Raw genomic sequence first — 15514 nt, 5'->3', positions numbered from 1 at the left:
ACCCCAGCCACCCCAGCCACCCCAGCCGCGGTCCGCCGAAGGGCCCGGATCCGCAGGCATTGTTTTCAGATCGCACTTTGATTGCAGCGCACACATTCCGGACGCCGGTCCGACACTCCGGTCAGTCCGATACTCCGGGAACCCCGTAAATGATTTCCCACTGATTTCCGCCGCGTCCTCTTCTCGTGAAGGTTAATCCGTGCCTGTACCCCGAATCGCAGTCAGTAATCATTCCGACGAAGAGGCAGAATCCGCGCCCTTGTCCCTGGCGCAGGAACGTCTGTGGGTCATGGCGCGCATGGACGGCGACGCCAGCGCTGCCTACAACGAGCCGATGCCCTTCGACATCCGGGGACCGCTGGACCGGGACCTGCTCCTCAGGGCGCTGCAGCTGCTCACGGCCCGGCATGAGGCCCTGCGTACCCGCCTTGTCCCCTCCGGGGGTTCGGCTCTTCAAGTCGTCGATCCGCCGGACACGGGGTTCCCGGTGGCCTTCGAGGACCTGACGGCGCTGCCGGACGGGGCTGAACGGTTCGCACGCATACGGTTGGAGGTGGAGGGCGCTCCGTTCCGCCTGGGTGAGGAGCCCATGGCACGCGGCTGTCTGATAGCGCTCCAACCGGACCATCACGTACTGATCCTGGTGGCGCATCACATCATCTTCGACGGCTGGTCCCGCTCCCTGCTGCTGAAAGAGCTGGGGACGGTGTACTCCGCGCTTCAGCAGGGGCAGGACGTCTCGCTGCCCGAACCGACCTGGCAGTACAGCGATTACACACGCTGGCAGTGGGAGTGGATGTCGGGAGCCGAGCCCGCCTCGCACGCCGAGTACTGGACAGCCGCACTGGCCGACGCCCCTGCCGTGATCTCCCTGCCCACCGATCGGCCCCGCCCGCCCGAACAGGACTTCCGCGGCGACCGGTTGCCCGTGACCGTCGACGAGGACCTGACGCGGGCCCTGCGCGCCCTGGCGTCTGACAACGATGTCTCCCTCTACGCAACCGTTCTCACCGGCTGGTCCATACTGCTGTCCCGGCTCTCCGGGCAGGACGACGTCGTGGTCGGCGCCCCCACGTCGAACCGCCGACGCGGCGACGTCGAGGGTCTGATCGGCTTCTTCGTCAACACCCTCGCCCTGCGCGCCGACCTCTCCGGCTCACCCAGCGTCAAGGATGCCCTGAAGCAGGTGAACCAGCGGATCCGTGACGCCCTGGGGCATGTCGACCTCCCCTTCGAGCGAGTCGTCGAACTGGTCAACCCGCCGCGGAGCCCCGCCTACACGGCCCTGTTCCAGACCATGTTCGCCTGGGTCCCCTCCATGCGGAAGGAACTCGAACTTCCGGGTCTGGACGTCGCGTTGCGGGAGGACGCCGCTCACGTACCCGCGAAGTTCGACCTGGTCCTGGCCCTGGCCGACGAGGGCCGGCACCTCACCGGCGAGATCGACTACGCGGTGGCGCTCTTCGACCGGACGACGGTCGAACGGTACATACGTCATTTCCTGCGCGTGCTGCGTCTGATGACCGAACAGCCCGATGCCGAGATCGCCGACCTGACGCTGCTCGACGAGGACGAGCAGCGGGAGCTCCTCGCCACCTTCAGCGCAGGGCCCACCGTGCCGGACCCGGCACCGACGGACCCGGCATCGACGACCCCGGCATCGACGGACCCAGCATCGGTGGGCGTGCTGGAGCGCTTCGCCGCGCAGGTCCGCCGGCGGCCCGGGCAATGTGCGGTGGTGGCCGACGACACGGAGCTGGACTTCGCGACCCTCGACCGCCGGGCCAACCGTCTCGCCCATGCGCTGATCGCCCGTGGTGCCGGTCCCGACCGAGTGGTGGGCCTGCACGTCGGGCGTACGGCCGAACTCGTCATCGGCGTGCTCGCCATCCTCAAGTCCGGAGCCGCCTACCTGCCCCTCGACCCCGGCCAGCCCCTGGAGCGGCTCACCGCCATGGTCAGTGACGCCGCACCGGTCCTCGTGCTGACCGACCGGAAGGACACCGAGGACGACGACGGACAGCTGTGGAACCACCTGGAGAAAGTGGAGGCAGAGGGGACCCACGACGAGGCGCCGCCCGTCGACACGGACCCGACTCGGCTCGCCTACGTCATCTACACCTCCGGATCGACCGGCAGGCCCAAGGGTGTGGCGGTGACGCACGGCAGCGTCGTCAATCTCCTCGACCACTGGCACGAGCTCATGGGGGACTCCCCCGGCGAGGCGTCATCGGCCTGGTCGAGCATCGGCTTCGACGCGTCGGTGCACGAACTCCTCGTCCCGTTGACCACCGGCGCCGTCCTTCACCTGGTCCCCGACGAACTCCGTACCGACCCCGCGGCCTTGCTGGACTGGATGCGCGAACGCAAGGTCACCCAGGCGTTCCTGCCTCCCTCCTACGTCCTGTGGATCGGCGAGGACCCGGCCACCCGCCTGGCCGGATCACATCTCCGTCAGCTCCTCACCGGGGTGGAATCCCTGCCCGAGAGCACCCTGCACCGCATGCGCGAGCTGCTGCCCGGCCTGCGCATCTGCTTCGGCTACGGCCCGACCGAGGCCACCCTCTACGCCACGGCCTACACCGACCCGCAGCCGTACGACCGGCCATGTCCCATCGGACGGCCCCTGCGCAACACACGCCTGTACCTGCTCGACGACCGCATGCGTCCGGTGCCCGTGGGAGTCACCGGAGAGGTCTACCTCGGCGGAGCGAGTCTGGCCCGCGGCTATCTGAACCGCCCCGACCTCACCGACGAACTCTTCGTGCCCGACCCGTTCGTTCCCGGTGAACGCCTCTACCGCACCGGCGACTTGGCGCGCTGGCTGTCGGACGGCAACGCCGAGTACGTCGGCCGCCGCGACGACCAGCTAAAACTGCGCGGCTTCCGTATCGAACCCGGCGAGGTCGAGGCGGCACTCCTTGCGGTCCCAGGGGTCCGGGAGGCCGTCGTCCTGGCCGATCGCGAATCACCCGGCGGCCCCCGCTTGGTCGCCGGCGTGGGATGTGACACCGATGCCACGCGGCTGCCGTACGAATGGCGTGCGGCGCTCGGGCTCCGACTGCCGGACTACATGATCCCCGCCGTGGTGGTCGAGTTCCCGCGACTGCCGTTGAACCGCAGCGGCAAGGTGGACCGGCCACAGGTGCTGCGCGCCGCTGCGGGAACACGTGCGGGGCCGGTCAACACGGCCGCGCCCCGCGACCATGTGGAGATGGCGCTGTACCGGGTCTGGCGCGGAGTGCTGCTGCACCCGGACATCGGCATCAGCGACAACTTCTTCGAGCTGGGCGGCACTTCGATATCGGCGATCAAGATGGCGTCCGCCGTCCAGGAGGAACTCGGCGTCGCCCTGCCCGTCCGGGACGTCATGCTGCACCCCACCATCGAGGCGCTCGCCGAGCGGGTGCGCGGCAGCGTGGGCAACTCCGGCGAGGCACCGGAGTCCGCGGCGCCCGGCGGCCTGGTGGAATTCCGTGCGGGCGGCGGCCGACAGCGCGTGGTGTGTGTGCACCCCGCAGGCGGCACCGCGTTCTGCTACCTGCCACTGTCCGCCGAACTGGCCGACGACATCGGTGTGGTGGGACTCCAGGCGCCCGGCATCGATCCCGGTGAGTCCACCCTGCCCGATGTCGGGGCGATGGCCGAGGAGTATCTGCGGCTCGTCGGTCCCCGTGCCGACGAGGCACTGGTGTTGTGCGGGCTCTCCTACGGCGGTCTGGTCGCGTACGAGATGGGCCGCCGTCTGGTGGCGGCCGGGCACGACAAGGTGAGTGTCGTCCTCCTCGACACCCACGGTGCGCAGGACGACGAGCAGCGCGCCGCGATCGCGCCGGTCGGCATGGCGGAGTTCCGCGAGAAGCTGGTGCGCTTCAACGGCATGTACCCGGGCATCGACGACGACCAGGTGGCCCGGTACCTGAACGTCTACAACCACCATCGTGAGACGGCGCGCGACTACGTCGTACCCGAATCGCCCGCCCGTGTCGTGCTGATGCAGGCGACGGCCGTGGAGGACGAAGACGAGGACGCCGAAGGTGCTGCCGCTCGGCTGCGCGCTTTCTGGCGGCGGCGCGTCACCGGTGAGTTCGTGGTCGAGCCGGTCGCCTGCGGTCACTGGGACATGTTGGAGAGCGACGAACTGCCCCGCGTCGCCGCCGTCCTCACCGCCGAACTGCACCGGCTGACATCCGCCTCCGGTCGGGGCGAGACGCAGCGCACAGCACCTTCAGGCACGTCGGAGGCACGATGAAACCGCACGTCGAAACGGACCGCACCGACGTGTCCGAGGGCATGGACGACCCGGCCGGGATAGCCGCTGCGATTCACCGGCGAGCCCTTCGCACGCCACACGCCGAGGCGGTCGTGGACGGCAACGTCAGCGTCGACTACGCGACCTTGAACGCGGCAGCCGCGACCGTCGCCCGGGAGTTGGGGCGCCGGGGCGTCGCCGCGGGGCAGTCGGTGGCGGTGGCGATGCCGCGGTCGTGGCGGCTGGTCGGCGTGATGCTGGGCATTCTGCGGTTGGGAGCGCGGGTGGTGCCCCTCGACACACAGAGCCCCGCCGAGCGCCGTCACTTCATACTCCGGGACTCCGGCGCGGTCGCCCTGGTGCACGACACGATCGAGAGCGTCACCGACCTCCCGCAGGACGTGAAGGCACTCGCCGCGGACGCCCTTCTGCCCGAACTCCCGGACGCCACAGCCACAGCCACGGCCACTGCCGCTACCACCACCGCTGCTGCCACCACCACTGCTGCCGTCACCGTTCCCGCTGACGCCGTGGAGGCACCCGCCGCCCCCGGCGAGGTGTCCTTCCTGTTCTACACCTCCGGAACGACGGGCCAGCCCAAGGGAGTCGAGGTCCGTGACGCGGGAATCCGGCGACTGGCTCGACCCGGATACATCCGCGTCGAGCCCGGTCTGCGCTATGCCTGCATGGCCAATCCGGCATTCGACGCGCTGAGTTTCGAAGTCTGGGTGCCCCTGCTGACCGGTGGCTGCTGCGTGGTGCTGAGCGACCGGGAGACGCAGACTCCCGAGCGGCTAGCCGCGGCACTGCGGAACGAGCGCGTGGACACCCTCTTCGTCACCACGGCACTGTTCAACGCGATGGTCACGGCGGTGCCGCACTGCTTCGCCTCGGCCGGCGAGGTTCTGGTGGGCGGCGAGCAGCTCAACCCCCACGTGATGCGCCGCTGGTACCGGGACAACGCCGACAGCGGCACCCGGCTGTTCAACGTGTACGGGCCGACGGAGTCCACCACCTTCGCCCTGTGCCATCCGATCCCGCGCGACTTCGACGGGGACGTGGTGCCGATCGGCCGGCCCCTGCCGCAAACCGGTGCGGTACTGGTCGTCCCGGGCCACGAGCGGGTCGCCGCGCCAGGGGAGGTCGGCGAACTCCTGTTGAGCGGAGCCGGACTCGCCGCCGGATACCGCAACCTTCCCGAGGAGACCGAGCGGCGTTTCGTACGGCTGCCGTGGCTCGACGGCGGCGAGGAGCCGTACTACCGCACCGGTGACCTCGTACGGACCGGCGACGAGGGGCTGACGGAGTACGTCGGGCGAACCGACCGCCAGGTCAAGGTCCGTGGCTTCAGGATCGAGCCCGGCGAGGTGGAACGCCGCGTTCTCACCCACCCCGCGGTCGAGCGGGCCTATGTGTGCACGCGCCGCGCGGACCAGGAGGGGCCCAACGAACTGCTGGCGTTCGTCGTCCTGAGTCAGGAGTTGTCCTACGAGGAGTTCGACAGCCACCTGGCGGCCCGCCTGCCCGCCTACATGCGCCCCCACCAGATCCATCTCACGGCTGAGCTGCCGCTCAACGCCAACGGCAAGGTCGACCAGGCCGCCCTGCTCCAGCAGGCCGACTGCCCTTGGCGACCCGCCGCCGCCGAATCCGACGGACCGGCCGCGACGGAGACCGAACGCCGGGTCGTCGAACTGGCCGAGGAAATACTCGGCACCACCGGCCTCCGGCTCGGCGACCGGTGGATCGCCAGCGGCGGTGACTCGTTGAAGGCTCTTCGGTTCTGCTTCGCCGTACGACAGCGATGGGGCCGCGAGCTGACTCAGGCGGCCGTCCTCCACGGCGACCTGGCCGCCGTCGCCCGGTCACTCGCCGCGGTCCGTCCCCTCGAGGAGAACGCCTTGCCCGCACCGGTGGTCTCCGGTGCCCGCTCGGCGCCCGCCACCAGCGAACAGCAGCGGCTGTGGCTGGTGGAGCGCAGCACTCCGGGCTCCCGCGCCTACTCCGTCAACCAGGCCTTCCGCCTGGACGGACAGGTCGACGCCGTTGCCCTCCGGCGAGCTCTGCGCAGCCTGGTGGCACGCCACGAGGCGCTGCGGACGAGCTTCGGCCTCGGACCGGACGGCCTGGAGCAGACCGTCGGCGAGCCGTACGACCCCTGGCACGAGCCGGGCCTCCAGCATGCCTGGCACGAAGAAGAGGCACACACCTTCGCCGACACCTTCTTCGCCGAGCCCTTCGACCTCGCCGTCCCCCGCATGCTCCGAGCCTGCTGGCTGCCGCGTGACGGCGGCGGCACGCTCCTGCTGCACCTGCACCACATCGCTGTGGACGGCTGGTCGTTGAGCATCCTGCTGCACGACCTGTCGGCCGCCTACGCCGGAAGCGACAGGAGCGAGGCACCCGCTCCGACCCCGCTGGACTTCGCCGACTGGCAGAGCGCCCGGTTCGCGAGCACCGCGTACCGCGCACAGCGTAATGAACTCCTCGCTTTCTACGAGGAGTTGGGGGAGCCACAGGAGTCGCTACCCGCCCGGGACGCGGGCCCGGCACCGCGGGCACGCTTGCTGCGCACGTCGCTCGACGTCGTTCGGCGGACCCAAGTGGACCAACTGTGCGCCGAGTTCGGACTGACTCGGTTCCAGGTCCTGCTGAGCGTGTTCTCCTGGTGCCTGTACGGCGTGAGTGGCCTGACCCGCCCGCGTATCGCCGCCCCGGTCGCGGGCCGCCCTGTGCGCGAGTTCGAGAACAGCGTGGGCATGATGGCGAATACCGTGCTGCTGCCCCTGTCCGTCGCGCCCAGTGAAGACCTGCGCTCGCTCCTCGCCCGCGCGAAAAGCGACACGGGGCAGGTACTGGGACGCCAGGACGTGGCACTCACGGACGTTCTGACCGGCTGGGAGGCCGTTGGCGACAGCACACCGTTCGACTTCCTGTTCGTCCTGGAGAACACCGACTTCGAGGCGCTACGGCTGCCCGGCTGTGCCCCTCGCCCCCTGTGGTGGGCGGCACCGGAGGCCAAGTGCCCGATGACGGTCTCCGTGGTCGAGCATGCGGACGGACTCGACGTGCTGTGGGAGTACGCCGAGGACCGGTTCACCGGCGAGGACGTCGCGGCGATGGCGGAGCTGTTCCGGCGGGGCGTGGACGCGCTCGCGGCCGGCGGTCGCTCCACCGCTCGTGAACTCGTCGCGCCGTACCGGCACTCCCTCCCGGAGCACGGGCGCGGCCCCGCTCCGGAACCCGGCTTCACCACGATCGCCGAAGGCTTCGGCCAACAGGTAGCCAGCACTCCGGACGCCCCCGCCGTGGTGACGGCCGACGGCGGCACGCTGAGCTACGCGGCCCTCGACGCCCGCGCCGCGGCCCTCGCCACGGAACTGGCCGACCACTACCCGATCCCGGCCGACGCCAGCCCCTGCCGGGCGGCCCTGTATCTGGATCCCTCCGCCGAACACGTCGTGGCGCTCCTGGCACTGGCACGGCTCAACGTCACCGCCGTCCCTCTGGACCCCTCCTACCCGGCCGATGTTCTGCGCCGCGTCCTGCAACAGGTCGACCCGCTGTGCGTCCTGACCACGCAGGACAGCTCGCCGGCACTGGACACGCTGCTCCCGGACGGTGTGGTGCGCCACCTTGTCGTACCGGGGGCTGGCCGGGGACCGCAGAAGGGCGACGACACGCGTGCGTCGCGCGACGGGCAGACGGACGACCGAGCCACCGTCGGCGTTTCGACGCACGACGGCGCGCGCCCTCTCTACACGCTGTTCACCTCCGGCTCCACCGGCGTGCCCAAGGGCGTGCAGATCTACGACCGGACCCTGTGCGATCTGATCAGGTGGCAATCCGGTCCCGGCGGCCTGACCGCCCCCGCGGCCACCCAGCAGTTCTCGATGCTGGCGTTCGACGTGTCCTTCCAGGAGGTCTTCGGGACGCTGTGCACGGGTGGCACCCTCCAGCTCGTACGTCCCGAGTGGCGTCAGGACGTGCCCGCGCTCCTGGACCGGCTTGACTCCGCCGGCACCGAGCGGATCTTCATGCCTTACGTGGCCCTGCAACTGCTCGCCGAGTACGCCGTCCGCCTGAACAGGTACCCCTCCCGGCTGCGCGAAGTGGTCACCGCGGGCGAGCAGTTGGTGTGCACGGACAGCATCCGGCGCTGGTTCGCCGGGCTCCCCGGCGCGCGCCTGTTCAACCACTACGGGCCGACCGAGACACATGTGGTCAGCGCCTTGTGTCTGGAGGGAGATCCCGGGCAATGGCCCGAACGGCCCGCCATCGGAGGCCCGGTGGCCGGCGCCGACCTGCGTGTGGTGGACGCCCAGGGCGACCCGGCCCCGGCCGGATGCACCGGCGAACTGCTGATCGGCGGCACCATGACCACCCGCTGCTACCTCGACGAACCGACGCTCGACGACCCGACGCCCGACGAAACTACGCCCGACGACGTCCGCTTCGTCGAGCTCCCCGGCGCGGGCCTGTTCTACCGCAGCGGTGACCGGGCGTTCTTCGACCGCGAGGGCCTGCTGCACTACGCGGGCCGCGACGACCAGCAGATCAAACTGAGCGGGCACCGGCTGGAACTCGGCTCCGTCGAGGCGGCCCTGCTGCGCCATCCGGCGGTGGTCAACGTGGTCGTCACCCGTGACGGGGACCGGCTGACGGCCGGATTGGAGATCCGTGGTGAAGCACCGTCCGCCGACGATCTGAGCGCGCATCTGTCCGCCCTTCTGCCCTCCTACGTCCGTGTGGACCGCTTCCGCAGGCTGGAGAGACTGCCCCGCACACCCAGCGGCAAGCTGGATCGGCAGGCGGCCGTCCGGGCACCCGGGGAGGACATGCGTCGTTCCGCGAGCGCCCGCACGGGCCTGTCGGCCGAGGAGGAGCGCCTCACCGCCGCCTTCGAGGAGGTCACCGGGTCGACGATCGCACCGGACCAGACCTTCTTCGAGGCGGGTGCCTCCAGTCTCGCCCTGATGCGCTTCCACCTGCGCTGCACCACAACACTCGGTCTGCGCTTCGGTGTCGCGGACCTCTTCGAGCACGTCACCGTCCGCTCCCTGGCCCGCCACCTCACCTCCCCGCGGCCACTCGCCCCATCGGCAGCGAAAGGCGACGAGCCCTCCGAACAGACCCCCGAACCCGGCGAGCCGATCGCGGTCGTCGGCATGGCGGTACGGGTGCCCGGCGCCCCGGACCTGGCCGCCTTCTGGGATCTCGTGGTCTCCGGCGGCACCGGAATCCGCCGTATCGACGCGCCGGAGGGAGTCGTCGGCGCGCACAGCACGCTCGACGGCATGCTCGACTTCGACCCGGGCCACTTCGGCATCAGCCCTCAAGAGGCGCGTCTGATGGACCCCCAGCAGCGTCATCTGCTGATGGCCGGCGTGCAGGCCCTGGCGCACGCCGGGGTGGCGGACACCTCGTCCGCCCGGGTGGGCCTGGTGGCCGGTGCCGGGGAGAACACCTACTTCCAGTCTTTGCTGCGCGAGTCCTTGCAGCGCGAGTCCGTGCTGCGCGAGGGGGACCGTGGCCGACTGCCTGACGGCTTTCAGCTCGCCTTGCACCACGAGAAGGACTTCCTGGCCACCAAGGTGGCGTACCACCTCGGGCTGACGGGCCCCGTCTTCAGCGCCCAGACGGCCTGTTCCAGTTCTCTGGTCGCCGTGCACCTCGCCGCCGGTCTGCTCCGGCAGGGCGAAGCCGACGTGATGCTCGCCGGAGGAGTGCTCATCGACCCCGGCCTTACCGGCGGCTACCGCTACCGGCCGCAGCACATCTTCTCCGCGGACGGCGACTGCCGGCCCTTCAGCGACGACGCCACCGGCACGGTCGGCGCGAGCGGCGTCGGCGTCGTGGTCCTCAAAACGCTGCGGCAGGCACGGCGCGACGGCGACACCGTCCACGCACTCATCACAGGCTCCGCGATCAACAACGACGGTACGGCGAAGATGAGTTACACCGCGCCGTCCCTGGCCGGACAGCGGGAGGTGATCCGGACCGCCCTGTCCCGCGCCGGACGCACGGGCGCCGACCTCGGCTATGTGGAGGCCCACGGCACCGGCACCCGTCTTGGCGACCCGATCGAAGTGGGCGCGCTACGGCAGGCGTTCGACGTGAGTGAGTCCGGCCGCTGCGCTCTGAGTTCCGTCAAGAGTCAGCTCGGCCACCTGGGCGCTGCCGCCGGTGTGGTGGGCCTCGTACGCGCGGTCCTCGCCGTGCACCACGGGACGCTCCCGCCCAACCTCAACTTCCGCGCCTTCAACCCGGAGATCGGCCCCGATCCCACTCCCTTCCACGTCCCGGACCGAGCCACGCCCTGGCCCGAGGGACGCGAACGGGTGGCCGCGGTCAGCAGCTTCGGAATCGGCGGCACCAACGCCCACGTCATCGTGGAGCAGGCCACCACGCCCGGACCGGTGGCAACCCGCGAGGCACCCAAGTGCCTCGTCCTTTCGGCCTCCAGCGCGGACGCCCTGGCCGCCGACGCCGCTCGCATCGCCGACTATCTCCAACTCCACCCGGAGCGCCACACGTTCGTGCTGCGCCATCTCCAGGCCGGTCGGGTCGCGCGCCGCCTGCGGGTAGCGGCACCTGTGACGGACGCCGCGGCGGCCGAGCGCTGGCTGCGCACGGTGGCAGGCGGAGCGGTGCGGCCCGGTGGCGCGGACCCGGACGCCGTAGCGATCTCCGCGGCCGGTCGCACGGCCCACGACCTCGCAGCGGCCTGGGCCGCCGGACACCCTGTCGACTGGGAAGCAGGCTCCGCTCAGGCACCCTGGGACTTCCCGCCCCCGTCCTTCTCCCTCGCGGAGTACGACTTCGACCGGCTGCCCGAGGCCCCGCGCGATGGCACGCGCCAAGACACGCGCGAGGCCCCGGCCGCCACACCCCGGCGGCTGCCCCGGGAGAGCTGGCTGCACCAGCCGCTCTGGGTCCGGCTGCGCCGTGCCGCCGTCGCGGACACCACCGCGCCGACCGGCCGCGCGTCCGCCGTGGTCCTCGTAGCCTCGAAGGACACTCCGCGGACAGCGCTCGCGCCCTTCGAAGCGGTGGCGTCGCGAGTGATACGGGTGCACCCGGCCGGCGCCTTCGCCCGCAGAGGGCCGGACTCCTACGACGTGGACCCCGTCGATCCGGCGTCCGTGCGGCAGCTGCTCGATGCGCTGTCCGAGGACGGCATCCCGGTCTCAGGCGACACGGAGTGGGTGCACGCCCTGCCCCTCGACGTGACAGGGCCGGTCGGTCCCGACACCCTGGAACACGCCCGCCACACCTGCTTGGACAGCACGGCGGCACTGGCCCGGGCGCTGACCGGGCGAACCGACTCCCCCCGTGTGTGGTGGCTGTCGTACGGCGCCCGGCCCGTGACGGGAACGGTGGACAGACCTGAACTGGCGCTCCTCGCCGGGCCGGTCGAGGTCGCCCATCAGGAGTCCGTCCTGAACGGCCATTGGCTCGATCTCCCCGACGACGACCTCACCCGCTGGGCCGGACACGTGGCCTCGCTCGTCGCCGAAACACGTGGGGCCGGACGTCCCGGCGAACCGGCTCTCCCCCGCCAGCTCGCGCTGCGGCAGGGCTACTGGTGGCGGCCGGGCACGGTACCCGTACCGGAGCCGGAGGGCAGGAAGCCCGTCGTACCGGCCGGAGCGGACACCGTCCATCTGGTGCTCGGCGGCACGGGCGGCATGGGCCGCGCCATCACCGCCTGGCTGCTCGAACACACCCGCGGCCGGGTGCTGTTGCTGTCCCGAAGTCCGCGGCTGCCCGAGGAGTTGAACGGATGGGCCGACCGCATCGGCCTCGTCCCGGCGGATCTCGCGACCATGCCCGTTCACGAAGTGGCGGCGGCCGTCGCCGACCACACGTCACGGCTGGACGGCGTCATCCACGCGGCCGGTCTCGGACACGGCGGGCTGCTCGTACGACGTGACGCCACCGCGATGCGCGACGCCGCCGCGGTACGCGAGCGTGGCGCACTCGTCGTCGAGCACCTGATCGGAGCCTTCCGTCCGGAGTTCGCGGTCTACTGCTCCTCGATGTCCGCCCTGCTCGGCGGTGTCGGCCAGGCCGACTACGCGGCCGGCGCGAGCCTCCTCGACGGCTTCGCCCACCACCGGGCCACGGAAACCGAGGCAACCGTCCGGATCAGCGTCGACTGGGACATATGGCGCGAGACCGGAATGGCGACCCGGGTCCTGAACACGGACAGCCGTCATCAGGCCCACCTCGCGGTCGGCCTGACCGTCGAGGAGGGCAAAGCGGTCTTCGCGCATGCCCTGGCGCTGCAACTGCCGCAACTCCTCGTGTCCACAACGGACATCGAGGCCGCCCGAGCCGCCTTCTACACTCACGCCGGGCCCGTGGATCGGTCCTCGGGTTCCGGGCCGACGCAACCGACGGACGAAGAGCAGGAAGCCTCCGACGCCGACGGCACCGAGGAGCGGGCGGACGCCATGGCCCGGGTGATCCAGGATCTGCTGGGCGTGGACGAACTGGACCCCCAGGACTCCCTCTACGACCTGGGCGCCGACTCGCTGACCCTGATCGGCGTGATCGCCCAGATCGAGGACGACTACGGCGTCGAAGTCGACCTGGCCTCCTTCAGTCACCGCGTCAGCCTCACGGAGATCCTGAAACACATCGAGACGGCACTCACCGCCACCGAGCCCACGAACGAGGCCACGACCGAGGCCAGCACCGAGGCCACCACCGAGGCGGCCGGAAGTACCTCCCGGGTCGTCCTCGACATCTGGCAGGAGGGAACCGGTCCGGCCGTCCTGTGCCTGGTGCACCCGGTGGGTGGGGACATCCAGGCCTACCGCTCCCTGGTGGCAGCCCTCGGCCCCGAGCCGACGGTGTGCCTCATCGCCGACCCGGCGCTCCGCGACACCGGGATGCCCGCATGGTCACTGGCCGAGCGGGCCCATCACTACGACGCGGAGCTACGTGAGCGCTTCGGCGGACCGGACCGCCGCCTCCATCTGGCCGGGTGGTCCTACGGCGCCCGCGTGGCCATGGAGATGGCGGGTCTCGCCGAGTCTGCGGGCCGGGCGCCGGAAGCGCTCTACCTTCTGGATCCGCCACCGCCCCGGGCGGAGGCACTGGTCGCCGCCTACGACGAGACCCACCTGGAAAGGGTGTTCGCCGCCGAACTCGGAACCGGAGCCGCCTCGTTGCCGAACGGGCACGCGCAGGCGTACGCCGAGCGGCTTGCCCGCTGCTGCCGCGCCAACCTGCGCAGCCTCGGAGAACATCGCGTACGGCCGCTCGTCTCCGTCCCCACGTATCTGTGGCTGGCCGAAAACCCCACGGCGGGCATGCCCGCCCCCGCGGATCCTCGGGAGTCGGACCGGCAGTGGAGCGCCTGCCTGCCCGCGTCCGCCGTGCTCAGGCATCTGCCCACGCACCACTACGGCATCGTCGCGGCACCCCACGTGGACACGGTGGCCGGGACCATCAGGGCGACGCTGGCGTCCCCGGGTGCCGGTACCCGCGATACCGCCGACCTGTAACCCCACCAAACCCCACCCCCCTATGGAGGTTGACATGGAGTCATACGAACGCGAAGCACTGGAGGCGGTGACCACCCGCCCCATGTACTCCTACGACACGCTCACGGTGGAACGAATCACCCCCGTTCTGGGCGCGGAAGTCTCGGGCGTCGACCTGTCCCAGGAGATCCCGGAAGAGCAACTGGACGAGATCCGTACCGCCTTCCGTGACCACCACGTCCTCGTCTTCCGCGATCAGACGATCACCCCCGAGCAACACAAGCGCTTCGCCACCACCTTCGGCGAACCGCGCCCCGTCAACCCACCGCCGCCCGAGGGCGATCCCTGCATCCTGGAGATCCGCACGACATCGGCCGCGGCAGACGTGGCGGGCAACGGCTGGCACGCGGACGGCACAGCCGACGCCGAACCGTCACTGGGGTCGATGCTCTACATCACCGAGATACCCGAACCGGGATGCGGCGGCGACACCCTGTTCGCCAATATGCACCTCGCCTACGACATGCTCTCACCGCCCATGCGTGCCCTGTTGGACCCGCTGACCGCGATACACGACGGCGCGCAGGCCCTGGCGGGATACACACCGCCCGAGGACTACGTCATCCCCAAGAGCGAACACCCGCTCATCGCCCGGCACCCCGAGACCGACCGCAAACTGCTGTACGTCAACAAGGCCTACACCAGCCGCATCCCGCAGCTCTCCGCCGACGAGAGCCGGGCCCTGCTCGACGTGCTCTTCGACATCATCGCCCGCAGGCCGGTCCTGCACTGCCGCGTCCGCTGGACCCCGGGCACGCTGGTCTTCTGGGACAACCGATGCGTCCAGCACCACGCGACGTACGACTACTACCCCTACGCCCGCTACGGCCAGCGCGTCGCCATCAACGGCGGCCCCATCAAGGGCTGACGCCCTGAACAGGCAAGGCGTCGCGCACAAACCTGCGGGGCGCACGACCCCTTGCCTCGAACGTCAGACCGGGTAGCGCAGATGCTCCTTGGGAGCGACCGGATCGGGTGACCAGCCGTCCGCCCCCGGCTCCCAGATTTGCTCCCAAATACGAAGTAGGGGCCATCCGGAGATGGCCCCTACCTGCGACGTTTCCGTCGGGACGACAGGATTTGAACCTGCGACCCCTTGCCCCCAGTCAGGCGCGCGATTCCGGTTCGGAGTTCTGAAGCGCCATTGACGGTCGTACGACGCCGTACGCGCAACTACGGCGACGCTGAGACACCTGAAGCGGCAAGTCCGCAGCATGCCGCTGAACTGCGCGGATGTATTTCTCGGCAGGGGCAGTGCTCCCGCTTCGCACTGCCACTCGAGATCGCCCGGAGAACGGAAAGAGGCCGTTCGCAAACGGCCTCCCATCTCTGCGCCCACTTGACCTCGGCCGAGTGCTGTCAGGCGTCCTGCATCGGTGCCCAGAACTCTTCGAAGGACATGGTGCCGTCGCCGTCCGTGTCCAGCACGTCGATGAACCGCTGCGCCTGCTCGTCGGTGAGGTGCTCGCCGTTCAGCTCTGCGACGACCTGCCGATACTCCTTGGCCGTGATCTGACCGTCGCCGTCGAGGTCGTACCGGTCAAAGACCTTGCGTGCGGCCGCTTGCATGTCCACCACGTGAGTTCGCCTTTCCTTGTGATGTTCGGAGCGCCCAGGCTAGCGGTCACGCCAGCCCGGGTCGTACGAGATGTTCGCACGCTACTGCCCGCCATCAGCGAGGGAAGCCCCGGGGGGGGCCATCCGT

Annotated in this window: 4 protein-coding genes; 3 read left to right on the top strand and 1 reads right to left on the bottom strand. The window is 70.3% G+C overall.

Going from position 1 to position 15514, the window contains the following annotated elements:
- Positions 1–259: 259 nt before the first annotated feature.
- The 3 genes from ABZ906_RS05220 to ABZ906_RS05210 are packed head-to-tail and all read left to right on the top strand — an operon-like array spanning position 260 to position 14677.
- A complete protein-coding gene (locus tag ABZ906_RS05220; protein ID WP_361377534.1) occupies positions 260–4252 on the top strand; it encodes an amino acid adenylation domain-containing protein in 3993 nt (1330 codons plus the stop codon).
- The gene (locus tag ABZ906_RS05215; protein WP_361377531.1) at positions 4249–13770 is read left to right on the top strand and encodes an amino acid adenylation domain-containing protein; all 9522 of its coding nucleotides are present in this window, start codon (positions 4249–4251) and stop codon (positions 13768–13770) included. Before ABZ906_RS05220 ends, ABZ906_RS05215 begins: the two co-directional genes overlap by 4 nt.
- 34 nt (positions 13771–13804) lie before the next feature.
- The gene (locus ABZ906_RS05210) at positions 13805–14677 is read left to right on the top strand and encodes a TauD/TfdA family dioxygenase (RefSeq protein ID WP_361377528.1); all 873 of its coding nucleotides are present in this window, start codon (positions 13805–13807) and stop codon (positions 14675–14677) included.
- A 491-nt stretch (positions 14678–15168) separates the two neighbouring features.
- On the opposite strand, the gene ABZ906_RS05205 is transcribed toward ABZ906_RS05210, so the two are convergent.
- Positions 15169–15387 carry an EF-hand domain-containing protein gene (locus ABZ906_RS05205; protein WP_249586417.1) on the bottom strand — a complete coding sequence of 73 codons (219 nt, stop codon included), beginning with the start codon at positions 15385–15387 and terminating at the stop codon, positions 15169–15171.
- Between the last annotated feature and the right edge of the window lie 127 nt (positions 15388–15514).

The sequence above is a fragment of the Streptomyces sp. NPDC046925 genome (assembly GCF_040644915.1).
GTDB lineage: Bacteria > Actinomycetota > Actinomycetes > Streptomycetales > Streptomycetaceae > Streptomyces.
This window is presented reverse-complemented; position numbering and strand designations above follow the sequence as displayed.

Excerpts from the sequence above, each read along its gene's own strand:
- ABZ906_RS05210 (WP_361377528.1), top strand. The coding sequence starts at position 13,805 with ATGGAGTCATACGAACGCGAAGCACTGGAGGCGGTGACCACCCGCCCC.
- ABZ906_RS05215 (WP_361377531.1), top strand. The coding sequence starts at position 4,249 with ATGAAACCGCACGTCGAAACGGACCGCACCGACGTGTCCGAGGGCATG.